The sequence below is a fragment of the Methylobacterium sp. E-066 genome (genome assembly GCF_022829635.1).
In the GTDB taxonomy this organism is placed as follows: Bacteria; Pseudomonadota; Alphaproteobacteria; order Rhizobiales; family Beijerinckiaceae; genus Methylobacterium.
Genome location: NZ_JAKSYO010000100.1, coordinates 17,951 through 42,585 on the forward strand (window position 1 = coordinate 17,951; position 24,635 = coordinate 42,585).

The 24,635-nt window shown below is 71.0% G+C and carries 27 protein-coding genes and 1 riboswitch; of the genes, 21 read left to right on the forward strand and 6 right to left on the reverse strand.

Annotated elements, in window-relative coordinates; all coding sequences use genetic code 11:
• Positions 1-86 precede the first annotated feature (86 nt).
• Positions 87-282: riboswitch (cobalamin riboswitch) on the forward strand.
• Positions 283-315: 33 nt separating this feature from the next.
• The 10 genes from MKL20_RS13975 to cobJ all read left to right on the forward strand — a co-directional run bounded on the left by MKL20_RS13975 (position 316) and on the right by cobJ (position 10,573).
• The gene (locus MKL20_RS13975) at positions 316-492 is read left to right on the forward strand and encodes a CbtB domain-containing protein (RefSeq protein WP_244037171.1); all 177 of its coding nucleotides are present in this window, start codon (positions 316-318) and stop codon (positions 490-492) included.
• A 16-nt stretch (positions 493-508) separates the two neighbouring features.
• Positions 509-1,243, forward strand: a complete 735-nt coding sequence (locus MKL20_RS13980) for a CbtA family protein (RefSeq protein ID WP_244037172.1) — start codon at positions 509-511, stop codon at positions 1,241-1,243.
• On the forward strand, positions 1,236-1,634 hold the full coding sequence (locus tag MKL20_RS13985; protein WP_244037173.1) for a DUF1636 family protein: 399 nt from the start codon (positions 1,236-1,238) through the stop codon (positions 1,632-1,634). Before MKL20_RS13980 ends, MKL20_RS13985 begins: the two co-directional genes overlap by 8 nt.
• Entirely contained in the window at positions 1,631-2,665 is a 1,035-nt protein-coding gene (cobW, locus tag MKL20_RS13990; RefSeq protein ID WP_244037174.1) for a cobalamin biosynthesis protein CobW, read from the forward strand. Before MKL20_RS13985 ends, cobW begins: the two co-directional genes overlap by 4 nt.
• 143 nt (positions 2,666-2,808) lie before the next feature.
• Entirely contained in the window at positions 2,809-3,414 is a 606-nt protein-coding gene (locus MKL20_RS13995) for a Uma2 family endonuclease (RefSeq protein ID WP_244037175.1), read from the forward strand.
• Positions 3,415-3,425: 11 nt separating this feature from the next.
• Entirely contained in the window at positions 3,426-6,929 is a 3,504-nt protein-coding gene (gene cobN, locus MKL20_RS14000; RefSeq protein ID WP_244037176.1) for a cobaltochelatase subunit CobN, read from the forward strand.
• A complete protein-coding gene (gene cobG / locus MKL20_RS14005) occupies positions 6,926-8,359 on the forward strand; it encodes a precorrin-3B synthase (RefSeq protein ID WP_244037177.1) in 1,434 nt (477 codons plus the stop codon). Before cobN ends, cobG begins: the two co-directional genes overlap by 4 nt.
• Positions 8,356-9,036 carry a precorrin-8X methylmutase gene (locus MKL20_RS14010; protein ID WP_244037178.1) on the forward strand — a complete coding sequence of 227 codons (681 nt, stop codon included), beginning with the start codon at positions 8,356-8,358 and terminating at the stop codon, positions 9,034-9,036. Before cobG ends, MKL20_RS14010 begins: the two co-directional genes overlap by 4 nt.
• Positions 9,036-9,815 (forward strand): precorrin-2 C(20)-methyltransferase, encoded by a 780-nt coding sequence (locus MKL20_RS14015; protein WP_244037179.1) that lies wholly within the window; start codon positions 9,036-9,038, stop codon positions 9,813-9,815. Before MKL20_RS14010 ends, MKL20_RS14015 begins: the two co-directional genes overlap by 1 nt.
• Entirely contained in the window at positions 9,812-10,573 is a 762-nt protein-coding gene (gene cobJ / locus MKL20_RS14020; protein WP_244037180.1) for a precorrin-3B C(17)-methyltransferase, read from the forward strand. Before MKL20_RS14015 ends, cobJ begins: the two co-directional genes overlap by 4 nt.
• Here cobJ and MKL20_RS14025 read toward each other — a convergent pair.
• A complete protein-coding gene (locus tag MKL20_RS14025; RefSeq protein WP_244037181.1) occupies positions 10,540-11,337 on the reverse strand; it encodes a cobalt-precorrin-6A reductase in 798 nt (265 codons plus the stop codon). The genes cobJ and MKL20_RS14025 overlap by 34 nt on opposite strands.
• On the opposite strand from MKL20_RS14025, the gene cbiE reads away from it, so the two are divergent.
• From cbiE to MKL20_RS14045, 4 genes are read left to right on the forward strand one after another with little or no spacing between them, the layout of a single operon-like run.
• Positions 11,336-12,556 (forward strand): precorrin-6y C5,15-methyltransferase (decarboxylating) subunit CbiE, encoded by a 1,221-nt coding sequence (cbiE, locus tag MKL20_RS14030; RefSeq protein WP_244037182.1) that lies wholly within the window; start codon positions 11,336-11,338, stop codon positions 12,554-12,556. The two genes, MKL20_RS14025 and cbiE, sit on opposite strands and share 2 nt — an antisense overlap.
• The gene (locus MKL20_RS14035; protein WP_244037183.1) at positions 12,553-12,957 is read left to right on the forward strand and encodes a cobalamin biosynthesis protein; all 405 of its coding nucleotides are present in this window, start codon (positions 12,553-12,555) and stop codon (positions 12,955-12,957) included. Before cbiE ends, MKL20_RS14035 begins: the two co-directional genes overlap by 4 nt.
• Positions 12,954-13,730: a precorrin-4 C(11)-methyltransferase gene (cobM, locus tag MKL20_RS14040; protein WP_244037184.1), complete on the forward strand. Its 777-nt coding sequence runs from the start codon at positions 12,954-12,956 to the stop codon at positions 13,728-13,730. The genes MKL20_RS14035 and cobM overlap by 4 nt, the downstream gene beginning before the upstream one ends.
• The gene (locus tag MKL20_RS14045; RefSeq protein ID WP_244037185.1) at positions 13,727-15,046 is read left to right on the forward strand and encodes a cobyrinate a,c-diamide synthase; all 1,320 of its coding nucleotides are present in this window, start codon (positions 13,727-13,729) and stop codon (positions 15,044-15,046) included. The genes cobM and MKL20_RS14045 overlap by 4 nt, the downstream gene beginning before the upstream one ends.
• Before the next feature lie 90 nt (positions 15,047-15,136).
• On the opposite strand, the gene MKL20_RS14050 is transcribed toward MKL20_RS14045, so the two are convergent.
• Positions 15,137-15,547, reverse strand: coding sequence for a helix-turn-helix domain-containing protein (locus MKL20_RS14050; protein ID WP_243966402.1), 411 nt, complete (start codon positions 15,545-15,547; stop codon positions 15,137-15,139).
• A 484-nt stretch (positions 15,548-16,031) separates the two neighbouring features.
• Here MKL20_RS14050 and MKL20_RS14055 point away from each other — a divergent pair, with 484 nt between their 5' ends.
• Both MKL20_RS14055 and MKL20_RS14060 read left to right on the forward strand, forming a co-directional pair.
• Positions 16,032-16,379, forward strand: coding sequence for an antibiotic biosynthesis monooxygenase family protein (locus MKL20_RS14055; protein WP_244037186.1), 348 nt, complete (start codon positions 16,032-16,034; stop codon positions 16,377-16,379).
• A 492-nt stretch (positions 16,380-16,871) separates the two neighbouring features.
• Positions 16,872-18,380: an undecaprenyl-phosphate glucose phosphotransferase gene (locus MKL20_RS14060; RefSeq protein ID WP_243966404.1), complete on the forward strand. Its 1,509-nt coding sequence runs from the start codon at positions 16,872-16,874 to the stop codon at positions 18,378-18,380.
• Between the two features lie 4 nt (positions 18,381-18,384).
• Here the strand turns inward: MKL20_RS14060 and MKL20_RS14065 are convergent, their stop codons facing one another.
• Positions 18,385-18,870: a transcriptional repressor gene (locus MKL20_RS14065; RefSeq protein WP_243966405.1), complete on the reverse strand. Its 486-nt coding sequence runs from the start codon at positions 18,868-18,870 to the stop codon at positions 18,385-18,387.
• Between the two features lie 123 nt (positions 18,871-18,993).
• Here MKL20_RS14065 and MKL20_RS32980 point away from each other — a divergent pair, with 123 nt between their 5' ends.
• The 3 genes from MKL20_RS32980 to MKL20_RS14075 are packed head-to-tail and all read left to right on the forward strand — an operon-like array spanning position 18,994 to position 20,806.
• On the forward strand, positions 18,994-19,128 hold the full coding sequence (locus MKL20_RS32980) for a hypothetical protein (protein ID WP_279594748.1): 135 nt from the start codon (positions 18,994-18,996) through the stop codon (positions 19,126-19,128).
• On the forward strand, positions 19,125-19,934 hold the full coding sequence (locus MKL20_RS14070) for a metal ABC transporter ATP-binding protein (protein ID WP_244037187.1): 810 nt from the start codon (positions 19,125-19,127) through the stop codon (positions 19,932-19,934). The genes MKL20_RS32980 and MKL20_RS14070 overlap by 4 nt, the downstream gene beginning before the upstream one ends.
• 47 nt (positions 19,935-19,981) lie before the next feature.
• Positions 19,982-20,806 carry a metal ABC transporter permease gene (locus tag MKL20_RS14075; RefSeq protein ID WP_244037207.1) on the forward strand — a complete coding sequence of 275 codons (825 nt, stop codon included), beginning with the start codon at positions 19,982-19,984 and terminating at the stop codon, positions 20,804-20,806.
• Here the strand turns inward: MKL20_RS14075 and MKL20_RS14080 are convergent, their stop codons facing one another.
• Together MKL20_RS14080 and queG are read right to left on the reverse strand one after the other, a co-directional pair.
• A complete protein-coding gene (locus MKL20_RS14080; protein WP_244037188.1) occupies positions 20,807-21,670 on the reverse strand; it encodes an SDR family oxidoreductase in 864 nt (287 codons plus the stop codon).
• Positions 21,667-22,758, reverse strand: coding sequence for a tRNA epoxyqueuosine(34) reductase QueG (queG, locus tag MKL20_RS14085; protein WP_244037208.1), 1,092 nt, complete (start codon positions 22,756-22,758; stop codon positions 21,667-21,669). The genes MKL20_RS14080 and queG overlap by 4 nt, the downstream gene beginning before the upstream one ends.
• Here queG and MKL20_RS33150 point away from each other — a divergent pair.
• Complete coding sequence (locus MKL20_RS33150) at positions 22,690-22,839, forward strand: hypothetical protein (protein ID WP_244037210.1); 150 nt, start codon at positions 22,690-22,692, stop codon at positions 22,837-22,839. The genes queG and MKL20_RS33150 overlap by 69 nt on opposite strands.
• Positions 22,840-22,841: 2 nt before the next feature.
• Here the strand turns inward: MKL20_RS33150 and MKL20_RS14095 are convergent, their stop codons facing one another.
• Positions 22,842-23,534: a glutathione S-transferase family protein gene (locus MKL20_RS14095; protein WP_243966410.1), complete on the reverse strand. Its 693-nt coding sequence runs from the start codon at positions 23,532-23,534 to the stop codon at positions 22,842-22,844.
• 253 nt (positions 23,535-23,787) lie between these two features.
• Between MKL20_RS14095 and MKL20_RS14100 the strand changes: the two genes are divergently transcribed.
• Positions 23,788-24,591: an undecaprenyl-diphosphate phosphatase gene (locus tag MKL20_RS14100; protein ID WP_244037189.1), complete on the forward strand. Its 804-nt coding sequence runs from the start codon at positions 23,788-23,790 to the stop codon at positions 24,589-24,591.
• Positions 24,592-24,635: the final 44 nt, after the last annotated feature.

A 24,635-nucleotide genomic window follows, 5' to 3' on the forward strand; every position in this document is an offset into this window, starting at 1 on the left:
AACTGCCCGACCCGCATATTCACGCCGTGCCCAAAGAGTCGGAAACGATTCCGCCGCGCCTCCGTTGTGCGAGAGCTGTCATGCGTCTACAACGATGGCGTGACGGTGCCCCGGCGACGGGGTGAAAAGGGAATGCGGTGAGGGGTGCGAGCCCTGAATCCGCGGCTGCCCCCGCAACTGTGAGCGGCGAGCGTCTGCCAGGAAGCCACCGGAGCGATCCGGGAAGGCGGCAGGCGCGCCGAGCCGCGAGCCAGGAGACCTGCCGTCGCGATGAGATCCCGCAATGCCGCCGGTGGGGCGGCTGGAGACATGTTGATGACCACCTCGATCCTCGCCGCCACCGGCACCCGCGCCGGCGAGCGCCCGGTCGCCGTCGCGCTTGCGGCCTTCCTGGGCCTGGGCCTGCTGTTCATGGCGGGCTTCTCGCCGGCGATCGCGCTGCACAACGCCGCGCACGATTTCCGGCACACCCAGAACTTCCCCTGTCACTGACGCCCCTGGCGCAGGGATGATCATCCGGCTTCTGTCGGCGGCCCTGGCCGCCGGCTTCCTCGCGGCCATCGTCGTGACGGGCCTCGAGTTGACGCTGACTTCGCCGCTGATCGTTGCGGCCGAGCGCTACGAGAACCACCAGACGCATCAGGCCGATCGCGGTCTCCCGATCGTGGTGGCGCATGCCGGGCACGATCATGCCGCGCCGGATTCCGCCCCCGAGTGGCAGCCCGGCGAGGGCCTGCCCCGCATGGCCTTCACAGCCCTGGCGACGCTCGTGGGCGCCGTCGGCTACGCTCTGCTCCTCGGCGCGGCGATCCTGGCCTGCGGGCGTGAGCCGACCCGGCAGATCGGCGTCGCCTTCGCGATCGCGGGCTTCGCCAGCGTCGCCCTGGCTCCGGGCCTGGGTTTGCCGCCGGAACTGCCGGGCAGCGAAGCGGCACCGCTTGCGACCCGGCAGGCCTGGTGGGTGATGACCGCCGCCGCCACCGGCATGGGCCTGTACCTGATCACGATCCGGCGCTCGCTGATCGCGATCCTGGGCGGGCTCGTGCTGATCGTGGCGCCGCACGTGGCCGGCGCCCCGCAGGCGCCGGAGGCGGCCTCCGAGCTGCCCGCGGCGCTCGCGGCGCAGTTCGCGGCGCGGTCCCTGGCGATCAGCTTCGTCTTCTGGATGCTGATCGGCCTTGGCTTCGGCTGGGCCTGGCAGGCCTTCGCCCGGGGCACGGCGCGCGGGACGGTCCATGCCTGAGACCGTGCTGTACGTCTGCACGACCTGCCGCCGCCCGGGCGACGACCCGGACGGCCCCCGGGCCGGTACGCGCCTGCTGGACGCCCTGCGCGCGGGTAATGCGGCCCCGGATCTGCGGATCGAAGGCGTCGAGTGCTTGTCGGTGTGCAAGCGGCCCTGCTCGGTGGCGGTCGCCTCCGCGAACCGCTGGACCTACGTCTACGGTGACATGGACCCGGCTGAGTCCGCCGCCATTATCCTGGACGGCCTCGCGGCCTATGCGGCGACCCAGGACGGCATCGTGCCGTGGCGGGAGCGGCCCGCCGCCTTCAAGACCGGCGTGATCGCCCGGATCCCGCCCTTTCCCGATCCCCGCCCGCTTCCGGCCGGCACCTTGGAGGCTGCGGAATGACCATCGTGACCAAGATCCCCTGCACCATCGTCACCGGCTTCCTCGGTGCGGGCAAGACGACGCTGGTCCGCCACATCGTCGAGAACGCCAAGGGCCGCCGCCTGGCGATCCTGGTGAACGAGTTCGGCGATGTCGGCTTCGACAAGTCGTTCCTGGCCGCCTGCGGCGTCGAGGGCTGCACCGAGGAGTCCATCGTCGAACTGCCGAACGGCTGCATCTGCTGCACCGTGGCCGACGATTTCGTCCCGGCGCTGGAGACATTGCTCGGCCGCGCCGAGCCGCCGGAGCACATCCTGATCGAGACTTCCGGCCTCGCTTTGCCGAAACCGCTGGTCCAGGCGTTCCAATGGCCGGCGATCCGCTCGCGGGTCACCGTGGACGGGGTCGTGGCGGTGGTGGACGGGCCGGCGGTGGCGGCCGGTGCCTTCGCTGAGGATCCCGAAGCTTTGGCCGCCCAGCGCGCCGCCGATACGGCGGTCGATCACGACAATCCGCTGGAAGAGGTGTTCGAGGACCAGCTCCTCTGCGCCGACCTCGTGGTGCTCAACAAGTCCGACCTGCTCGATGCCGAGACCCGGGCGCGGGTGCGCGCCGAGGTCGAGGGGCATCTGCCCCGGGCCGTGAAGGTGGTCGAGACCGCGAACGGCGCGATCGACCCGCTGGTGCTGCTCGGCCTCGGCGCTGCCGCCGAGGACGATCTGGACGCGCGTCCCTCGCATCACGGCGACGGCGAGGATCACGACCACGACGACTTCGAGACCGTCGCCCTGCCGGTCCGCCCGGCCGTCACCGCCGGCGACCTCGCTGCGCGGGTCGAGAAGGCTGCGGAGGCGGCGGGCGTCCTACGGATCAAGGGCTTCGCCGAGGTCGAGGGCAAGGCGATGCGCCTCGTGGTGCAGGGCGTCGGCCAGCGCGTCGCCCACCATTTCGACCGTCCCTGGCGATCGGGCGAGAGCCGCGACGGACGCCTCGTGGTGATCGGCCTGAAGGGGTTCGACCAGGACGCCGTCGCCGCGGCGCTGGCGGGATGATCGCCTGAGCGCAGGCGCGGCTATGTTGTCATCGCGGCGTGTTCGCAGACAATCGATCGCTGTCCGCCCATCTTGCGCGTTAAGGAACGGCGGCAGCGCGTCGCGAACTGACGAATGCTGGGGCCGAGGGAGCGCCTCGAACCATGCTGGATCGCAAGACTGAACCGATGCCGGTCGATGCGTTCCTCGCCTGGGCCGAGACCCAGGCCGAGCGGTACGAACTCGTCGGCGGCGCACCCGTCCGGATGATGGCGGGTGCCCGCAACGTCCACGACGACATCGTGGTGAACCTGCTCGCGCTCCTGCGCACGCATCTGCGCGGCAGCGGATGCCGGCCCTTCACCGGCGATGGCAGCGTCGAGACCCTTCCGGGACAGATCCGCCGGCCGGATGTCGGCGTCGATTGCGGCGCACGCGATCCGAATGCCCTGATGGCCGCGCAGCCGCGGCTCGTCGCGGAGATCCTGTCGCCCACGACACGCGATTTCGACGCCTTCGCCAAGCTCGCGGAATACAAGACCGTCGCCAGCCTCGCCCATATCCTGCTGATCGAGCCGAACGCCCCGGAGATCCGGTCTTGGTGGCGCGACGATTCGGGCGCCTGGCAGGAGCAGCGCGTCACCGGCCTCGATGGCACCGTCGATCTTTCGGCCCTTGGCCTGAGCCTGCCGCTGACCGAGATCTACGACGGGGTCACCTTCCCGGCCCGGCCGCGCCTTGTGGCGGACGAGCCCGGTCCGGTGGAATAGGCCCGGGCGCCATGCATCTCGTCCGCATCGATAGCGTCTCCCTCGACGAGGGCGAGGCGGCCGTGGATCTCGGGCAGGAGCCCGGGGATCTGGTCGTGCTCTCGTTCACCGACAGCGACCTCGCGGGCATCGGGCAGGCCCAGGCCGTAGAGCCGGGGCTGCCGAGCCTGAGGCTCGCCAAGCTCGCCAAGCTCCGACACCCGATGTCGGTCGATCTCTATGTCGAGCGCGTGGTGGCTCGCGCGAAGCTCGTGGTGATCCGCTGCCTCGGCGGCCTGGATTACTGGCGCTACGGGATCGAGCGCTGTGCTGCCGCGGCGCGGGCGCACGGGGTCGTTCTGGCGGTGCTGCCGGGCGATGACCGGCCGGACCCGCGGCTGGCCGGCTTCTCCACCGACCCGGATTTCGCACAGCAGCTCGATGCGTATTTCCGCGCCGGAGGCCCGGAGAATCTGCGACGGATGCTGCGCCTGCTCGCCGCCCGGATCGGCGCGGGTGGAACCGTCGAGCCGCCGCAGCCGCTGCCGCGGGGCTTTCCCTGGTGTCCCGGTTGCAGCGTGCTTGCGCTGGATACGGCGATCCAAGCCGCCGAAACGGCGGTACCGCTCTCAGACCCGCGCGTCACAGCAACCCCGCTGGCCCTGCTCCTGGTCTACCGCTCCGCGGTGCTCGGCGGCGATACCGCGCCGTTCGTCGCCCTTGCTGCGGCTCTGCGCGCCCGCGGCATCGGCGTGCTGCCGATGGCGGTGTCGAGCCTCAAGGAGCCGGAGGCTGCCAGGGCCGTCGCCGAGGCCGTGCGGGTGCGAAAGCCGGATCTCGTGATCGCCGCCACCGCCTTCTCGGCGCGGGAGGACGGGATCGATTTCGTCCTCGACGGCGCGGATTGCCCGGTGCTCCAGGCCTTCACGGTCGGCGCCCCCCGGGCGGCCTGGGAGGCCTCGGCCCGAGGCCTCGGCGCGGCCGACCTCGCCATGCAGATCGCCCTGCCGGAATTCGACGGCCGGCTCTCCGGCTTCCCGATCTCGTTCAAGGAAGAGGCCCCGGCGGTCGCCGGCTTCGCCGAGCGCCGGGCCGTACCGTACCCCGACGGCATCGAAGCCCTGGCCGAGCGGGCGGCGGGCTGGCTGCGTCTGGCCGCCCTCCCCCGGGCCGAGCGGCGGGTGGCCGTCGTCCTGTCCGACTATCCCGCCCGCGGCGGTCGGGCCGGCTTCGCGGTCGGCCTCGACACGCCCGAGAGCGCCCGCGCAATTTTTTCCGATCTTGCCGCTTCGGGTTACGCGACCGGCCTTCTGCCCGAACCGGCCATGCTGATGCAGGCGCTCACCGAGGGCGAGGCGGGGTTCGCGGTACCGCTGGCGGATTATGTCGCTTGGCTCGCCGGATTGCCGGCGGCGCTGCGTGAAGCGCTCACAGCAGCCTGGGGCGAGCCGGCCGACGACCCGACGTGTCGCGACGGTCATTTCCGGTTTCGGATGGTCACGTCGCCTGCCGCTGCGCGCCCTCCCCCCTCTGCGGGGGAGGGTGGCCCCTGCTTCAGCAGGGGTCGGGAGAGGGGCAGCGCGACGGTGCAGGATTTCACCTCCGTCGCGCCCTCTCCGGATACGGCGCTCCCCTTTCCCGACCCGCTTCGCGGGCCACCCTCCCCCGCAAAGGGGGGAGGGAAACTTGCGCTCTTCCTCCAGCCGGACCGTGGCCGCGATTCCGACCGCAAGGCCGGCTACCACGACCCAGATCGGGTCCCGACCCACGCCTACCTGGCATTCCACCTCGGGCTGCGCAGCCGGTTCGACGCGCTGGTGCAGCTCGGCACGCACGGCACCACCGAATGGCTGCCCGGCAAGGCGGTGGCGCTGTCGCCCGGCTGCTTCCCGGCGCTGTGCGTCGGCGGGCTGCCGGTGATCTACCCGTTCATCGTCGACGATCCCGGCGAGGCCGCCCCGCTCAAGCGCCGGCTGGGCGGGATCGCCCTCGGCCATCTCACCCCCGACACGCAGCTCCACGCTCTGTCGCCGGAGGCCGCACGCCTGCGCGAGCTGGTGGAGGAATATTCCGCCGCCAGCGTGCTCGATCCGCGCCGGGCCGGACTGATCGCCAGCGCGATCCTGGAGGATGCGGACGCCGCCGGCCTGCTCGACGGCGCCGGCATCGGCCCGGATACGCCCATGGAGGAGGCGTTGACCCGCCTCGATGCCCATCTCTGCGACCTCGGCGAGACCACGTTCCGCGACGGGCTGCACGTCTTCGGCCGCGCCCCCGACGGTGCATCCGAGCCAGTCCTGGCGAGCGCCGCCGGCGAGCGAGCCGGCCTTTTGGCGGCCCTGGACGGGCGCTTCGTGCCGCCGGGTCCCGCGGGCTCGCCGTCGCGCGGCCGCGCCGACGTGCTGCCGACGGGGCGCAACCTCGCGACCCTCGACCCGCGGGCGATCCCGAGCCGCGCCGCGGCCCTCCTCGGCGAGAAGGCCGCCGCCTCCGTGGTGACCCGCTATCTCCAGGACGAGGGCGAATACCCGGCCCGGATCGTCATGGATCTCTGGGCCTCCCCGACCCTGCGCACCGGCGGGGAGGATGTCGCCCACGCGCTGGCGCTGATGGGTGTGCGGCCGGTCTGGGACCATGCCAGCACCCGGGTGACCGGCTTCGAGGTTTTGCCGCTCGCCATGCTCGACCGGCCGCGCATCGACGTGACACTCCGCGTCTCGGGCGCGTTCCGCGACACCTTCCCGGACACGCTGGCGTTGCTCGACCGCGCCGCCCGTTCGGTGGCCGAGCGGGAGGAGGAAGACTCCGAAAATCCCCTGGCCGCGGCCCGACGCCGGGGCGAGACCATCGCCCGTGTCTACGGCGCGGCCCCGGGCCGCTACGGCGCCGGCACGGCCGCCACCGCCCTCGACGGGGCCTGGGATAATCGGGCCGATCTCGGCCGGGCCTATCTCACAGCGAGCAGCCACGCCTACGGCGACCGGGAGGGGCCGGACGCGGCATTCGGGGACCGGGTCGCGGCGGCGGACGCCTATCTGCACGCCTTCGACGTGGCCGAGCGCGACCTGTTCGACGGCGACGCCGCCGTGGACGCTATGGGCGGTTTCGCGGCCGCCGCCACGCTGCAGGGCGCCAGCCCTGCCCTGTACAGCCTCGACGTCTCGGTTCCCGAGCGCCCCAAGACCCGCACCGCCCGGGAGGATGCCGCCCGGCTGATCGGCGGGCGCCTGGCCGATCCCCGCTGGATCGCGGCCCAGCTCCGCCATGGCTACCGGGGCGCGCAGGAGCTGGCCCAGGGGCTCGACGCCGTGTTCGTGCTCGCCGCCGCGAGCGACGCCGTGACCGATGCGGGCTTCGACCGGCTCTACGCCGCCTGGATCGCCGACCCCGACGTGTTCGACCGGCTGCGCGCCGCCAACCCCGCCGCCACCCGCGCGATCCTGGAGCGGTTCGACGAGGCCCGCGACCGCGGCCTGTGGCACAGCCGGCGCAACGCGCTGCCGGCCGACGCGCTAATGCCGGAGGCGGCCGAATGAGCGTCGCCGCCCATCGCCGCACGCTGCCCGATGCCCCCGCCCGTCGGGGCTGGTGCCCCGGGCTCAGCCGCCCGATGCCGACCGGGGACGGCCTGCTCGCGCGGGTGCATCCGCCCCTCGGAATCCTGACCTTGCCGCAGGCCCGCGCGGTGGCCGAGAGCGCGCGCCGCTTCGGCAACGGCCATCTCGACCTCACTGCCCGGGCCAACCTCCAGATTCGGGGCGTCACCGAGGCGACGGGTGCACCACTGGCTCGTCTCTTGGAAGCCGCCGGCCTCGGCGACAGGCGCGCCGATGGCGGCCCGCAGCGGCTGACGCTGACCAGCCCGCTCGCCGGCCACGATCCGGCCGAAACGTTCGACGTGCTGGCCCTCGCGCGTGCGGTGGAGGCGGCGGGGCTCGCCGTGGCGGGGCTGCCGGCCAAGACCCTAGTGGTGGTCGAAGGGCGCCTGGGTGCGGAGGTGCCGGAGGCCGACGCGTACCTGATTCCACATGTCTCCGGGGACATCCGGATCGCGGTCGCCGTAGAGCAGGGCTTTCACGATCTCGCCACCTGCGCTGCGGAGGAGGCGCAGGCCGCGATAGCGGCACTGCTGCAGGCCTTCGCCCGGACCGGATTGCGGCGGATGCGCGATCTGTCGCCCGATGACTTCAGCGCACTGGACAATGCCGTTCGGGTCGAAATCCAGACGCAGGTCCCCTCTCCCGTGCGGGAGAGGGACAGGGTGAGGGATGCGACCTCTCCGGACAAACCTGGCCCCTCACCCCAACCCTCTCCCGCACGGGAGAGGGGGCGGGGTGGCGTCTCTCCAAGCGTTGCGCCTTTCTCCCCACCGGCCGGCATCGCGCGGCTGGCAGCGAGCCAGTCAGCGCTCACCGTGGATGCGCCCTTCGGTCGTTGCACGGCCGATGCCCTCGATTGCCTCGCCACTCTCGCCTCCCGCTTAGGCGCGGATGAGATCCGCCTGTCACCGGCGCGCGGCTTCGTTTTGCTGCCGCTTCAGGACCCGTCCGCCGCAGATCTGACGGCTCTGGCCCGAAACTTCATCATCGCCCCCGATGATCCACGGCGCAGCGTCGCCGCCTGCACGGGCGCGCCGGCCTGCGCCTCCGGGTCGACGCCGACGCTCAACGATGCCGCGCTTCTCGCGGAGATGTTCGCACCGTTCGGCTTAAAGGGGCTCTCCGCCCACGTCTCCGGTTGCGCTAAGGGCTGCGCCCGGCCGGGCCCGGCGGACCTCACCCTTGTCGGCCGGGACGGCCTCTACGGTGCCGTCGTCGCCGGTGCCCCCGGCGATGAGCCGGCGATGCATCTCCCTATCGAGGCGGTGCTGGAGCGGTTAGGAAGGGCCAAGACAATCGGGCTCGCCGCTGCCTTCGCACCGGATCGCGCCACGACTGATATCGGGAGGACCAGGAGACCGGCATGAGCGCGAGCCAGAATGCCCTGCGCCAGGCAGGTTCGGAGCCAGAGGCCACCTCTCGCTACGATTATATCCGCGACGGCGCCGCGATCTACGCGCGCTCCTTCGCGATGATCCGGGCCGAGGCCGACCTCGCGCGCTGGTCGGGGGCGGCCGAGCGCGTGGTCGTCCGGATGATCCACGCCTGCGGCATGACCGACCTGCCCGTCGATGTGGAGATGTCGAAAGGCTTCGCCGAGGCCGGCGTCGCGGCGCTCCAGGCCGGGGCCCCGATCCTGTGCGACGTCCGCATGGTCGCCGACGGCGTCACCCGGGCGCGGCTGCCAGCCAACAATCCGGTCGTCTGCACCCTCGGCGACCCGCGCGTGCCGGATCTCGCCAAGAGCCTCGGCACGACCCGCTCCGCCGCCGCCATGGAGCTGTGGCGCGAGCACCTGCCGGGCAGCATCGTGGCGGTGGGCAACGCCCCGACCGCCCTGTTCCGCCTGCTCGAATTGCTCGATGCCGGCGTGCCACCCCCGGCCGCCGTGATCGGCATCCCGGTGGGCTTCGTTGGCGCTGCCGAGTCCAAGGAGGCCCTGGCCCGGGACGGCCGCGTCCCGTTCGTCGTCGTCCACGGCCGGCGGGGCGGCAGCGCCATGACCGCGGCGGCGGTCAACGCGCTCGCCAGCGAGGTCGAGTGATGGACGGATTCGAGCGGGTCGAAGCGCCTGTCGAGGATAGTCCCGCCGCTTTGGTAACCGGCACCCTCTACGGGGTCGGCATGGGCCCGGGCGACCCGGAGCTGCTCACCGTGAAGGCGCAGCGCATCCTGATGCGCGCGCCGGTGCTGGTGCATTTCTGCAAGCGCGGCCGGCGCGGCAACGCCCGCACCATTGCGGACGCGATCCTGCGCGACCCCACCCGCGAGATGCCGCTCGCCTATCCCTACACCACCGAGATCCACCCGGAGCACCCGGACTACGTGGCGGCGCTGGCGGGTTTCTACGACGACGCGGCCGGGCAGCTTGCCGACCATCTCGGCGCGGGCCGCGACGTCGCGATCCTGTCGGAGGGCGACCCGTTCTTCTACGGCTCGTTCATGCACCTGTGGCGGCGCCTGAAGGACCGCTTCCCCGTGGAGGTGGTGCCCGGCGTCACCGGCATGTCCGGCTGCTGGACCCGGGCCGGCACGCCGATCACCTGGGGCGACGACATCCTGACAATCCTGCCGGCGACGCTGCCGCTGGAAGCGCTCACCGAACGCTTGCGCGGCACCGACGCCGCGGTGCTGATGAAGCTCGGCCGGCACCTTCCGAAGGTCCGGGCGGCGCTCACCGCCGCCGGGCTCATCGAGCGGGCGGTCTATGTCGAGCGCGGCACCATGGCGGGCGAGCGCGTGGTGATGCTCGCCGATAAGGCGGACGACGACGCCCCCTATTTCTCCATGGTGCTCCTGCCCGGCGAGGGGCGGCGGCCGTGAGCGGCAGCCTCACGGTGGTCGGCCTCGGCCCCGGGGATGCGGGATTGCTGACCGACTCCGCCCGCCGGGCCCTCGACGCCGCGGAGGATCTGGTCGGGTATTTTCCCTACGTGGCCCGCGTGCCCGAGCGCCCGGGCCTGATCCGGCATGCCAGCGACAACCGCGTCGAGGTCGACCGCGCCCGCCATGCCCTGCAGCTCGCCGCTTCCGGGCGGCGGGTGGCGGTGGTGTCGGGCGGCGATCCCGGCGTGTTCGCCATGGCCTCGGCGGTGTTCGAGGCGGTGGAGCACGGCGAGGCTGGCTGGCGCGATCTCGCGATCACGGTGGAGCCCGGGATCACCGCCATGCTGGCCGCCGCAGCCCGGCTCGGGGCGCCGCTCGGCGGTGACTTCTGCGCCCTGTCGCTCTCGGACAACCTGAAGCCCTGGCCGGTGGTCACCGCGCGGCTTGAAGCGGTGCTGCGCGCCGATTTCGTCATCGCGCTCTACAACCCGATCTCGACAGCGCGGCCCTGGCAGCTCGGCGCGGCCCTGGAACTCGCCGCCGGGATCCGGGCGCCGAAGACCCCGGTGATGTTCGCCCGGGCGATCAGCCGGCCGGACGAAGCGATCCGGGTCTCGACCCTTGCCGAGGCGCGGGACGTCCCGGCCGACATGGCCACGATGGTGATCCTCGGCGCCTCGACGACGCGGCTGATCCCGCGGACCTCCGGCCCGCCCTTCGTCTACACGTCGCGCAAAGTCGCGGGGCCGGCATGAGCGCCGGCATCGAGCCAGTGCAGCGCGCCGGCGGCATCCGGAACACTCTGTACGTCGGGTTTTTCGGGCCGTCGCACCATGATGACGGGGATCGCGAGGCTGCGGGCCGCGGCGATCTTGCCGTAGGTCGCCGCCCCGCCGGAATTCTTGCTGACCAGGATCTCGGTGCCGGTAGCGCGCATCAGGTCCGCCTCGGCTCCAGCGTCGAACGGGCCGCGCGTCTCGATGGCCGTGAGATGTGGGACCGGCAGCACGCCGTCCAGCGGCTCGACCGTACGCGCCAGGTAGGCGTGCTGCGGCGCCGCCGCGAAGGCGCCGGCTTCCTGCCGGCCGATGGTCAGGAACACCCGCAGGGGCTCCGTCCCCAGTGCGGAGACCGCCTCTTCCATGCTGGCGACCTCGGTCCAAAGATCGCCGGGTTCGCGGCACCAGGCCGGTCGGCGGATCGCGAGCAGCGGCACGCCTACGGCCTCCGCGGCGCGGGCGGCGTTGCCCGAGATGGTGGCCGCGAAGGGATGCGTCGCATCGATCAAACGGTCGATGCCTTCGCTGCGCAGATAGTCGGCGAGGCCCTCGGCGCCGCCGAACCCGCCGACCCGGATCGGCACCGGCTCGGGTTTCGGCGCGGCGGTCCGGCCGGCGAGCGACAGCGTCACGGCGCGATCGGGCCGGCCGGCCAAAGCCCGCGCCAGGGCGCTCGCCTCGCCGGTGCCGCCGAGGATCAGGATTCGCATCGCGCCGCCGGTCATGGGGGCCTTGTCCATGAGCGCTGACCCCCTGTCGAGCGGCCGCTGGCTGTCGATCGTCGGCATCGGCGAGGATGGACGGGCCGGGCTCGCGCCCGCCGCCGCCGCCGCGCTCGACGCCGCGCGGGTCGTCTATGGCGGACGACGCCATTTCGCGCTGGCTGGCGCCCTCGATGCCGAGACGAGGCCCTGGCCGAGCCCGATCCACGAGGCCTATCCGGAGATCTTGGCCCGGCGCGGGCAGCCGACCTGCATCCTCGCCACCGGCGACCCGTTCCATTATGGCATCGGCGCCGAGATCGCCCGGCTGGTGCCGCCGGCCGAGATCCGCGCCTTCCCGCAACCCTCGGCCTTCAGCCTCGCCTGCGCGCGGCTCGGCTGGCCGCTGGCCGAATGCGGCCTCGTCACCCTGCACGGCCGGGCGCTGACCCGGATCGTCCCGGACATCCAGCCGGGCGCGCGTCTCCTCGTGCTGTCCTGGGACGGCACGACGCCGACCGCTTTAGCGGCGCTGCTGACCGAGCGCGGCTTCGGCGCCTCGACCGTCATCGTCCTGGAGGCGATGGGCGGCCCGCGCGAGCGGATCCGCGCGGCGCAGGCCGACGCCTTCGACCTTACGGCGATCGCCCCGCTCAACACCGTGGCGATCGCGGTCGCCGGTGCCGGCCAGGCCCTGCCGCTGGCGCCCGGCCTCGACGACGGCCTGTTCGAGAATGACGGCCAGCTCACCAAGGCCGAGATCCGGGCGCTGACGCTCGCGGCGCTCCGCCCACATCCGGGGCTGCATCTCTGGGATATCGGGGCCGGCGCGGGCTCCATCGCCATCGAATGGATGCTGCGCCACCCGAGCCTGCGCGCCACCGCCATCGAGGCGCGACCCGACCGGGCCGAACGGATTCTTCGGAACGCGCAATCGCTGGGGGTTCCGGACCTCGCGGTGGTGACCGGCGCAGCGCCGGCGGTGCTCGCCGGCCTGGCCGCCCCGGACGCGGTCTTCATCGGCGGCGGCGTCTCGGAGCCCGGAATCCTGGCGGCCGCGCTTGCGACTTTGCGGCCGGGTGGGCGCTGCGTCGCCAACGCGGTGACGCTCCAGGGCGAGGCCGCCCTGCTCGCGGCTTTCGCGGACCATGGCGGCAGCCTGCGGCGGTTCTCGGTCGACCGCGCGAGCCCGGTCGGCGGACTGCACGGTTGGCGGCCGGCGATGCCGGTCACCCAATGGGCCTGGACCAAGCCATGAGCGACCGGATCGTCGCCGGGATCGGCTTTCGGCGCGGCACGGGCGCCGACGAGATCGCTGCGCTGATCGCCCGCGCCCTCGGGGCGATCGGCGCGCCCCATGCCGATCTCGCGGCCATCGCGACCGCAGCCGACCGGGCCGCGGAACCGTCCATCCGCCAGGCGGCATCGGAATTCGGCCTGTCGCCCTGCCCGGTCGAACCGGCGGCCCTGGAAGCCTGCGACCCAAACGTCGTCACGCGCTCCGCCCGGATCGCGCGGCTGCGCGGCGTCGGTTCCTTGGCCGAGGCCGCGGCCCTGGCGGCAGCGGGTCCCGAAAGCCGCCTCGCCCTCCCTCGCATCGCCAGCGCCGGCGCGACCTGCGCCCTCGCGATCCTGCAACACAACGCGCGGCCAGCATGACCGTCCACTTCATCGGCGCCGGACCAGGCGCCGCCGACCTGATCACGGTGCGGGGTCGCGACCGCATCGCCGCCTGTCCGGTCTGCCTCTATGCCGGCTCCCTGGTGGCCCCCGAGATCCTCGGCTGGTGCCCGCCGGGCGCCCGCATCGTCGACACCGCGCCCCTCGACCTCGACGCGATCATCACCGAGATCGAGGCAGCGGAGGCAAGCGGGCAGGACGTGGCGCGGCTGCATTCGGGCGACCTGTCGATCTGGAGCGCACTCGCCGAACAGATGCGCCGGCTCGACCGGCTCGGCATCGCCTACACGGTGACGCCCGGCGTGCCGGCCTTCGCGGCCGCCGCCGCGATGCTGCGCCGAGAGCTGACCGTTCCGGGCGTGTCGCAATCCGTCGTGCTGACCCGGACCTCCGGCCGGGCAAGCGCGATGCCGGAGCGGGAGACCCTGGCGGCCTTCGCGGCGACCGGGGCGACCCTGGCGATCCACCTCTCGATCCACGTGGTTGAGAAAGTCGCGGCCGAGTTGATCCCGTTCTACGGCGCATCCTGCCCGGCGGCCGCCGTGTTCCGCGCCTCATGGCCCGATGAGCGGGCGCTGATCGGCGACCTCGCCGGGCTGCCGGCGCTGGTGGCCGAGGCTGGTCTCGAACGCACCGCCCTGATCCTGGTCGGGCCGGCGCTCGGCGCCGCCGACTTCCGCGAAAGCGCCCTCTACGCCCCCGATTACGACCGGCGCTACCGGCCGGGTGGCACCGTAGGGAGCGCGGTTTGAGCGCCCCCGGCCTGCTGGTCGCGGCGCCGCGCTCCAGCTCCGGCAAGACCACCGTCACGCTGGCCCTGATGCGGGCGCTGACCCGGCGCGGCCTGCGCGTGCGCGGCGCCAAATGCGGGCCGGACTATATCGATCCGGCCTTCCACCACGCGGCGACCGGCCAGCCGAGCTTCAACCTCGACAGCTTCGCCATGGCGCCCGGCCTCCTCGACGCCCTGGCGGGCGAGACGGCCGCGCAGGCCGACATCGTGGTCGCCGAGGGCTCGATGGGCCTGTTCGACGGCGTCCGGGCCGCCGAGAGCCGGACCGGGGCGAATGCCGACATCGCAGCCCGCTACGGCTGGCCGGTGGTGCTGGTGGTCGACGTCTCCGGGGCGGCGCAATCGGCCGCCGCCGTCGCCTTGGGCTGCAAGCTCTACGACCCACGAATCCAGATCGCGGGCGTGATCCTCAACAAGGTCGCGAGCGCCCGCCACCGCCGCTTGGTAGAGGCCGGCATGGAGCGCGTAGGACTTCCAGTTCTCGGCGTGCTGATGCGCGATGCCGAGTTGGTCCTGCCCGAGCGTCATCTCGGCCTGGTCCAGGCCGGCGAGACCGCCGACCTGGAAGCGCGCCTCGACCGTCTGGCCGACCTGGCCGAGGCGGGCATCGACCTCGATGCCGTGATCGCCGCCGCGGGGGGCGCCGCCCCCGCCTCGGCCGGCCTGCTGCCGCGGCCGCCCGGGCAGCGCATCGCGGTCGCCCGGGATGCGGCGTTCAGCTTCCTCTACCCGCATCTCGAAACCGGCTGGCGCTTGGCCGGGGCCGAGATCGTGCCGTTCTCGCCGCTCGCCGACGAGGCGCCACCGGAGGAGTGCGACACCTGCTGGCTGCCGGGCGGCTATCCGGAACTGCACGCCGGCCAGCTCGCGGCGGCCGGCCGGTTCCTCGACGGCCTGCGCGCCTTCGCGGCCACACGCCCGGTCCACGGCGAGTGCGGCGGCTACATGGTCCTCGGGCGCACCCTGGAGGACGCGGACGGCACCACGCACGCCATGGCAGGGCTGCTGCCGGTCGCCACCTCGTACCGCAAGCGCAGGCTGCATCTCGGCTATCGCGTCGCGCGGCTCTGCAGCGACGGTCCGTTGGGCCACCGGGGTGCCCGGGTCGTGGGCCACGAATTCCACTACGCCAGCGAGCTTTCGCCGGCTGCCGCGGAGGCGGATGCCCTGGCCCGCGTCACCGACGCGGAGGGCACCGATCAAGGCTTGGCCGGCCACCGGGTCGGATACGTGGGCGGGAGCTTCTTCCACCTCATCGCGGCGGACGAGGCGTGAGCGACCATTGGAGTGGCAGGCCTGAAACGAAAAGCGCTCCCCGATCGGCCTGATCGGGGAGCGCTATGCCGATCCGACACTTGGACAGGATCAGGCGGGATCCGTCGCGGGCGGGGCAGTGCGGGCCTGCGCGAGGCGCGCGGCGCTCCGGACCAGTGCCAGCACGTCCCGGCGCATCTGCTCGTCCTCGATCTGCGCGTAGGCGCGGAGCAGCTCGATCGCCCCGTGGGCGCTGAGGAAGCCGAACACGTCCTCCTGGGCGTTCTCGCGGGGCTCGCTCTCCTCGAAGAAGGCCGAGACCGGCACTTCGAGCAGGCGCGCGATCTCGCGCAGCCGGCCGGCACCGACCCGATTCTGGCCCTTCTCGTATTTCTGCACCTGCTGGAACGTGACGCCGACGGCATTGCCGAGGGCGGTCTGGCTCAGGCCTCGCGCCTTCCGCAAAGCGGTGATGCGAATACCCACCAGACGATCCACGTCGGTGGTCTGCTTCGGCATCATCGGACTGCTCGCATCCTTTTCCGCCGCCTGAACAGCGTCCCCTTGCGGATCCGGTGTTCTGGCCTCGCCATCGCGCCGCTTCACCGTCCGACCCTCAATCTCATAGTCCGTCTACACCTGAAGTGTGGTGCCACACGCTAGAGCAGCGGCCGCTTGCATTGCAATCGGCTACAGCGCCAAGCCCTTATTGTGATCCGCTCTCTTGCGTCGACCAAGAATCCACATCGACGGTGAGGGCTATAGCAGTCGGTCAACAGCCCGACTGCGACACAATACGAACCGTCAGACAATTGGACACCAAGTTGTTAAGCTCCGCAAGTCTAAGTCTACATCTTGTGGTTTAACCTGACGTATCTCCAAAACATTGTTGCGGAAATGTCGATCCGCAGACTGTGCGCAGTCCATTCCGCGCGCCGCGTCGCCGCAGCAGGGCTCGCCCGAGGCGGGTTCAAGGCCTAGATTCGACGTTTCAACGGAGAACAGCATGTTTATCGCGATGAATCGCTTCAAGGTCGTTAAGGACGCGACCGAGGACTTCGAAGCCGTCTGGCTCGGCCGCGACAGCCATCTCAGCGAGATGGAGGGCTTCGTGGAATTTCACCTCCTGCGCGGGCCCGAGCAGGAGGATCACGTGCTCTACGCCTCGCACACCGTCTGGCGCTCCCGCGCCGAATTCGAGGCCTGGACGCGCTCCGAGCAGTTCCGCAAGGCGCATAGCCGGGCGCCCTCGACCAAGCCGATGTATCTCGGCCATCCGCAATTCGAGGGTTTCGAGATGGTGCAGACCGTCGGTGGCGCGGGCGAGACCCGGCAGCAGGCCGACGCCGTCTGACATCACGACTAACGGTATTCAGCGCGCTCGCTGCCGAATCGGCGGCGGGCGCTTTCCTATTCGAGGACGCGGCGACCGGCGCGCGCGGCTCGTGCCGCCGATGCGCCAGAATTCTGGTCTGGCCTCATCGTGTTCCGAAGGCCGGTAACCACCCTCCCGGATGAGGATCCGGAGCGACCGCCGCAGCATCGGCCAAGCTTCAAGTTCCGAGGGAATTCAACCGTCCAGCAATGTTCGAGCATTAGGACGCAACCACTGGTAACGGGCCACCGCACCCAGCCGGATCGCATGTGTCTGTATTTCGGTGACTCAGCATTTACCATGTATTGCCCGCAGCCGGACGTTCGCATAAATGACCGGCCATTCCGAAGCGGCCGAATCATCGGACTTCGCGGCTCACCCCTTGCTCCGTCATCGGCAGATGCCGGCGCTGAAATCTTTCGTGTTTCAGACCGGTACAAAGTCCGATCAAACCGGGACGTGGCGGGCCAGATGTTTCACGAACGGGTTCCGGAGACGTTTCAGGCCTTGCCGACCTCGGCCGATCGCCGCCGCAGCGTGTGGTCTGCGCTTCTGCCGCGTCGCGGTCGGGCTTTCGCGCGGATTGCCCTGTCGTCGTCGCTGGCTCTTGCCGACATCGCGGCGATCCTCGCCGTCATCCTGACGGTCGAGTTCGGCTATCAGGTCGTCTTCGCGGGCGACAGCATCTGGGTGACCGGCTTCCGCAGCCTGCGGCTCGCCGCCCTGCTCGGCGCCATCATCGTCGCCACGAACGCGCTCCGGGAGGATTACAGCCTCGACGGCATCATGGCGCAGAAGCTGAACGTGCAGCGCATGGCCTCGCTCTGGCTGGTCGCCTGGGCGGCTGTGCTGGTAGTCGGCTTCCTCACCAAGACGACCAACGATTACTCGCGCATCGTCTCGATCACCGCGTTCCTGCTCGGCCTGCCCGCTCTGCTGGCGACCCGTGCCGCGGCGACCCGCCTGGTGCGTCGGAGCCTCGTTTCGGGATCGGCCTCCGCCAGCCGCGTCCACCTGGTCGGCTACGAGGAGGACATCGCCCGGTTCTATGCCAGCCACGAGGCCGATCAGCTCGGCTCCCGGATCGTCGGCACCAGCTACCTGCGCCGGGTCGATCCGGGCGCGGACACCGTGTCGCGCCACGACCAGCTCCAGGAGGACCTCGACCTCGCCGTGTCGGTGGTGCGGTTCCTGCGGCCGGACGACGTCTTCGTGCTGGTGCCGTGGACCGACACCGCCGAGGTCGAGCGCTGCATCGACGCGTTCCTCCGGGTTCCGTCCGCCCTGCACCTCCGTCCGGGCAGCGTGCTCGACCGGTTCCCCGACATGCAGGTCGCCCGGGTCGGAGGCGTCTCCGGCATCAATATCGGCCGCCGGCCGCTGAACGTCGCCGAGATCGTGCTGAAGCGCGCCCTCGACTTGACGGTGGCGGCGATCGCCCTCGTCTCGCTGTCGCCGTTGCTCGCAGCGATCGCCGTGGCGATCAAGCTCGACAGCCCGGGGCCGGTCTTCTTCCGCCAGAAGCGCTACGGCTTCAACCAGCAGCCTTTCGGAGTGTTCAAGTTCCGCTCGATGCGAGCGGATGCCGCCAGCGCGGTGTTCAAGCAGGCGACCCGCAACGACAGCCGCATCACCCAGGTCGGCGCGATCCTGCGGCGAACCAATCTCGACGAGCTGCCCCAACTCCTGAACGTTCTCAAGGGCGAGATGTCCCTGGTCGGTCCGCGGCCTCACGCGCTCGCGCATGACCGCAGCTTCGAGCGGCGGATCGCCCTCTACGCGAGGCGGCACAACGTGCGCCCCGGCATCACCGGCTGGGCCCAGGTCAACGGCTATCGCGGCGAGACCCTGACCGATCTCGACATGGAGCGGCGCGTCGCCTGCGACCTGCACTACATCGACAATTGGTCGATCTGGTTCGACATGCAGATCATGATCCAGACGATCGTCTCGCGCCGGGCCTACAAGAACGCGCGCTGAGGTTTCAGCCGGCTTGCTGGCGCTCCCGGCAGGCCCCGCAATCGCCCTCGACCTCCAGGATGGTGTGGGCCGGCGTGAAGCCCGCCCGCTTCAGGGTGCGGTCGAGACCGTCCTCCAGCTCCCCCGACGAGGCCTCGTCGACGCCGCCGCAGGTGCGGCAGATCAGAAACACCACCCCCTCCCCCGGGGCGTGCCCATGGGCGCAGGGGATGAATGCGTTGCGGCTGGCGATCCGGTGGACCAGCCCCTGTTGCATCAGGAAGTCGAGGGCGCGGTAGACCGAGACCGGCGCCACCCGCTTGCCGGGCGCGCTGAGCGTCTCGGCGATGTCGTAGGCGCCCTGCGCCTTGCCAGCCTCGGCCACCGCCTCCATCACCTCGCGGCGCAGGGGCGTGAATTGCAGCCCACGCTCGCGGCAGACGGCCTCCGCCCGGGCGAGCATGTCGCCGACGCCTGTATGGCACGCGTCGTGACTCTCGTGACGGTGCATGATTGCTCCAACCGGAAAACCGCCGGTTGTCCGGCGGGTTTGTTACAGTGTATCACCGCGGCCCCGGACCATGCCAGTGCCCGACGGGTCCCCGCGCCGGCCCGAGCGCGCGACGAGGACATCTTGTCCACCACCTCTAGTTCACGACACGTGGCCCCGCGATCCCTGTTCCGCAGCGGCATCGGCCCGCGCCTCGCCCTTGCCGCGAGCCTCTCGGCTGTGGTCTGGCTGGTGATCGCCTGGGCGCTCGCCGCATGAGCATCCGTCCGTCGACACAGGATCCGATCCGCTTGGTCGGCCTGACCCTGGGCTACGATCGGCATCCGGCGGTCCACCATTTGTCGGGGACCGTGCGCGCCGGCGACCTGCTGGCGCTGGTCGGGCCGAACGGTGCCGGCAAGTCGACCCTGCTCAAAGGGATGGCCGGCGAGATCCGCTGCCTGGAGGGGCGTATCGATCGCTCCGGTGACCTCGCCTACATGCCCCAGGCCGACGAGATCGACCGCAGCTTCCCGTTGAGCGTCATGGACCTCGCCGGGATGGGTCTGTGGCGCAAGGCCGGGTCCTGGCGCAGCCTGGAGCGGTGGCGGCCGGAGATCGGGGCGGCCCTCGACGCGGTCGGGCTCGGCGGATTCGAGGCCCGGCCAATCAGCACCCTCTCGGGCGGCCAGTTCCGGCGGGCCCTGTTCGCAAGGCTGATCCTGCAGGATTGCCCGGTGGTGCTTCTCGATGAGCCGTTCACCGGCATCGACAACCGCACCGTCGAGGACCTGTTAACGCTGATCCAGCTCTGGCACGGCCAAGGACGCACCGTAATCGCCGCCCTGCACGATCTCGCCCAGGTGCGCGAGCATTTCCCGACGACGCTCCTGCTCGCCCGCGAGGCCGTGGCCTGGGGGCCGACCGCCCGGGTGCTCACACCGGAGAATCTGGCGCGTGCGCGCAATCTCTCTGAAGCCTGGGACGAGGATGCCGCGGTGTGTATCGGCCCTACGAAGCCCGGCGCGCACGGGCACGACCACGGCCCGGACAGCCATCACCATCACCACGAGGACGCCGCGTGATCGATCCGTTCGGGCCGATCCTCGCGCCCTTCGTGGAGTTCGGCTTCATGCGCCGGGCGCTGGCGGGCTGCCTGGCGCTGTCGGTCTCGGCGCCGCCGGTCGGGGTGTTCCTGACCCTGCGCCGGATGAGCCTGATGAGCGACGCGATGAGCCACGCGATCCTGCCCGGCGCCGCGGCGGGATTTTTGGTCGCCGGCCTGTCCTTGCCGGCGATGACCTTGGGCGGACTGGTCGCCGGTCTGGTCGTGGCCTTGCTCGCCGGCGCCGTCACCCGGGCCACGGTGGTGCGGGAGGATTCCAATCTCGCGGCCTTCTACCTGATCTCGCTGGCCGGCGGCGTGCTGCTGGTGTCCCTGCGCGGCTCGCAGATCGACCTGATGCACTTCCTGTTCGGCTCGGTGCTGGCGCTCGACGACGCCGCCCTGATCCTGCTCGGCGGCATCAGCACGCTGACGCTGGTGGCGCTCGCTGTGATCTACCGGCCCTTGGTCATGGAATGCGTCGATCCGCTGTTCCTGCGCACGGTGAGCCGCAGCGGTGGCCCGGTGCACCTCGCCTTCCTGGCGCTGGTGGTGGTGAACCTCGTGGGCGGCTTCCAGGCGCTCGGGACTTTGCTGGCGGTCGGCCTGATGCTGCTGCCGGCGGTGGCGGCCCGGTTCTGGGCGCGGGACCTCGGCGGCCTGATCCCGGTCTCGATGCTGATCGCGGTGATCGCCAGCGTGTCGGGCCTCAGCCTGTCGTATCATCTCGACCTGCCGAGCGGCCCGGCGATCGTGCTGGCGGCCGGTGCGCTCTACCTCGTCTCGATGCTCGCCGGCCCGCGCGGCGGCCTGCTCCGCCGTCTCATCCGGCCGCGCCACCTCGAAGCCTGATCAGGCCTGGTCCTTCAGCGCGGCCAAGCCCTCGCGATAGGTCGGATAGGCCAGCGTGACGCCGAGCTCGTCCCGGATCAGCCGGTTCCGCACGCGCTTGTTCTCGCCGTAGAAACTGCGCGCCATCGGCGACAGGTCGGCGGTCTCGAAGTCGATCTCGGGGGGCAGCGGCAGGTTGGCGAGGGCGGCGGCGTGCTCTGTCACGGTCTGCGGCGGCGTCGGCTCGTCGTCGGTGACGTTGTAGACCGCCCCCGGCCGCGGGCGATCCAGCGAGGCCAGCAGCGTCGTGGCGATGTCGTCGACGTGGATGCGGTTGAACACCTGGCCCGCCTTGACGATGCGCTGCGACCGGCCCTCGCGCAGCTTCACGATCGGGTTGCGCCCTGGCCCGTAGATGCCCGACAGCCGGAACACCTGCACGGCCTTCCCGGTCCGGGCGCCGAGATCGAGCCAGGCCGCCTCGGCCTCGAGCCTGACCTTCGACCGGGCGCTGCGCGGCGCGGCCGGCGTCGTCTCGTCAATCCAGGCGCCACCCTGGTCGCCGTAGACGCCGATGGTCGAAAGGTAGCCGATCCAGCCGATCCGGCTCGTCGCGATCACCTCCGCGTAGCGCCGCAGCACCGGGTCGCCCTGCTCGGAGGGCGGCGCCGAGACCAAGAGGGCGTCCGTGTCGGCGAGATCGGCCGCGATGCGAGGATCGTCGGCCTCCGGCCCGAAGGCGCGTAGGGCGAAGCCGGTCTCTGCGGTCAGCCGCGCAGCGGCCGCCGGATCGGTGACGGTGGCGCGCACGGTCTGGAAGCGGTCGCGCGCCCGCTCGGCGAAGCGGCGGCCGGTGAAGCCGAGCCCGAAGACGAAGAGATTCATGCCGGGGATGTCTCCCCGGCCCGGGTTTCCGTCAAGGCGGTGGCGGCGCTCCACTCGTCGCGCACATGCGAATCCGTCTCGGCCGGCGCGTGCTGCCGATGCAGGGCCTGCACGGCGTCGGGCTCCAGCAACCGCCCACAGGCCCAGACCGCCATGCCGCGCACCAGCGAGGAATCATCGTCCAGCCGCGCGATCGCGGAATCCGCGAGTCGCGGATCGCCGGAATTGCCGACCGCGATCATGACATTGCGAAGGAATCGGTCCCGGCCGGTGCGCTTCACCGGCGTGCCCGCGAAGAGTTTGCGGAAGGACCCATCGTCCAATTCGGCGAGATCGGCCAGCGCCGGCGCCGCGAGATCGGCCCGGGCCGCCAGCCGGGCATCGGCGGCGGTGCGGGCGAACTTGTTCCAGGGGCAGACCGCCAAGCAGTCGTCGCAGCCGAACACGCGGTTGCCGATCGCCGTCCGGAATTCCTCCGCGATCGGCCCGGCATGCTCGATGGTGAGATAGGAGATGCAGCGCCGCGCATCGAGGCGGTAGGGCGCCGGGAACGCATCGGTCGGGCAGATGTCGAGGCAGGCGCGGCAGGAGCCACAATGGCCGCGTCCGGGTTCATCGGGCTCGAACTCCGCGCTGGTGTAGATCGCCCCGAGCAGAAGCCAGTTGCCGTGGTCCCGCGACAGCAGGACCGTGTGCTTGCCCTGCCAGCCGAGCCCGGCGGCCTCGGCCAGGGTCTTCTCCATCACCGGCGCGGTGTCGCAAAACACCTTCACCCGGACGTCGCCCTTGGCGGATAGATACCCGCCCAGCTCCTTCAGCCGGCCTTTCAAAACTTCGTGATAGTCCCGTCGCCGCGCGTAGGCCGCGACGGCGCCGCGGTCCGTCCGGGTCACGAGGTCGAGGGGGTCGTCGTCCGGGCGGTAGCTCATGGCGAGCACCAGGATGCTGCGCAGGCCAGGCCACAGGCCGACCGGGCTGGCGCGCTGGTCGGCGCGCTCTTCCATCCAGTCCATCGTGCCGTGGGCGCCGTCTTCGAGCCAGGCCGTCAGGCGGCCGGGCAGGTCCGGCAGGCGGTCGGGTCGGGTGATCCGAAGCCCGCAGAAGCCGAGATGCTGCGCCCGCGCCTCGACGAGGCGGCGCAGGTCGGCGCCGAAAGAGGTCCGTCGTGAGCTCAGAAATCCAGATCCGCGTAATGGGCCGCCGGCGGCATACCCGCCACCCGGTCGGCCAGCAGCCCCCGGAACGAGGGCCGCGACTTGACCCGAGCATACCAGTTGCGGGCCATCTCGTCCTCGTCCCACGGGACATCGCCCAGGTAGTCGGCACAGGAGAGGTGGGCGGCCGCCGCGAGATCGGCATAGGTCAGGTTGTCGCCCGCGATCCAGCGGCGGCGGGCGATCAGGTAGCCGATATACTTGAGGTGGTAGCGGACGTTGGTCCGCGCCGCCCGGATCGCGTTCATGTCGGGCGGGCCGCCGCCCTCGTGGGCCGACATGAAGCGCTTCGAGATCTTCTCGTTGACCAGGTAGCCGGTCACTTCCGAGTCGAACTTGATCAGGAACCAGTCGAGCAGGCGCCGGACCTCGACCCGCTCCACCGTATCGTCCGGCAGCATCCGCCGCCCGGAGAGGCCGAGGCCACGGGTCTCGTCGAGATATTCGGCGATGACTCCCGCGCCCGGCACCACCAGGCCGGTCTGCTCCAGCAGCACGGGCGTCGACCCGGCCGGATTGATCAGCAGAAAGTCGTCCCGGCGCTCCCAGGGGCGCTCCTCGAACAGCGTCGGTTCCAGGCCCATCTCGGCCAGCACGAGACGGATGAACCGGGAATTCGCGCAGAAGGGGAAGTGGTAGAGGGTCGCCATTGGCCGTCAGGACTGCTCGGTCTGACGGCGCGGCCAGTCCCGCGCCGGTCGTCGGCCCAGGCGCGCAGGACTTCGGCGCGCAGGACTTCAAAGCGAGCGTTATTGCTCGATCGTTGCCGAGCCCTTAACACGCGCGGCCTGTTCCGGTAACTGCCCGTCAACCCTGATGGGCGATGCCTCCGGGCGCAATTTCCCAATGGCGCGCGATGCACCCAAGACGGGCAGTCGTGCGCCCGCGGCGCGAGGCTCGACAATGGATCCGGTAAGCATCGGCAAGGCGATCCTGCTCGCCCTCGTGGAGGGCGCGACCGAGTTCATCCCGGTCTCGTCCACCGGTCACCAGCTCCTGGTCGGCCACTTCATCGGCTTTCACTCGCCCAACAACACCTTCGAGGTGCTGATCCAGCTCGGGGCGATCCTGGCGATCCTGGCGGTGTATTTCCGCCGGCTGATCGGCATCGCCACCGCGCTGCCGACCAACCCGCAGGCTCGCCGCTTCGTGATCGGCATCCTGGTGGCGTTCCTGCCGGCCGCGATCATCGGCGGCCTCTTCTCGAAGGTGATCAAGGCCTACCTGTTCAACCCGTGGATCGTCTGCGCGACCCTGGTCGCCGGCGGCCTGGTGCTGCTGGTCATCGACGACACCGACCTCGAGGTGAAGAAGACCGACGTCTACGACTTCACCCTGCCGATGGACCTGAAGATCGGCATCTTCCAGTGCCTCGCGATGATCCCGGGCGTGTCGCGCTCGGGCGCGACCATCGTCGGCGCGATGCTGATGGGCGCCGACAAGCGCTCCGCCACCGAGTTCTCGTTCTACCTGGCGATGCCGACCATGGCGGGCGCCTTCGCCAAGGACCTGTTCGACAACTACAAATTCCTGTCGCGCGACGATGTCGGCCTGATCGTGATCGGCTTCGTCGTATCGTTCCTCTCGGCCCTGTTCGTGGTGCGGGTTCTGCTCGACTACGTGTCCCGCCACGGGTTCCGGCTGTTCGCCTGGTGGCGGATCATCGTCGGCGCGCTGGGCTTCGCCGGGCTGATCATCCTCGGATAACAATCCTCAGCCGTCGGGCGATTGCCTCCGGCCGAGCGGCATGC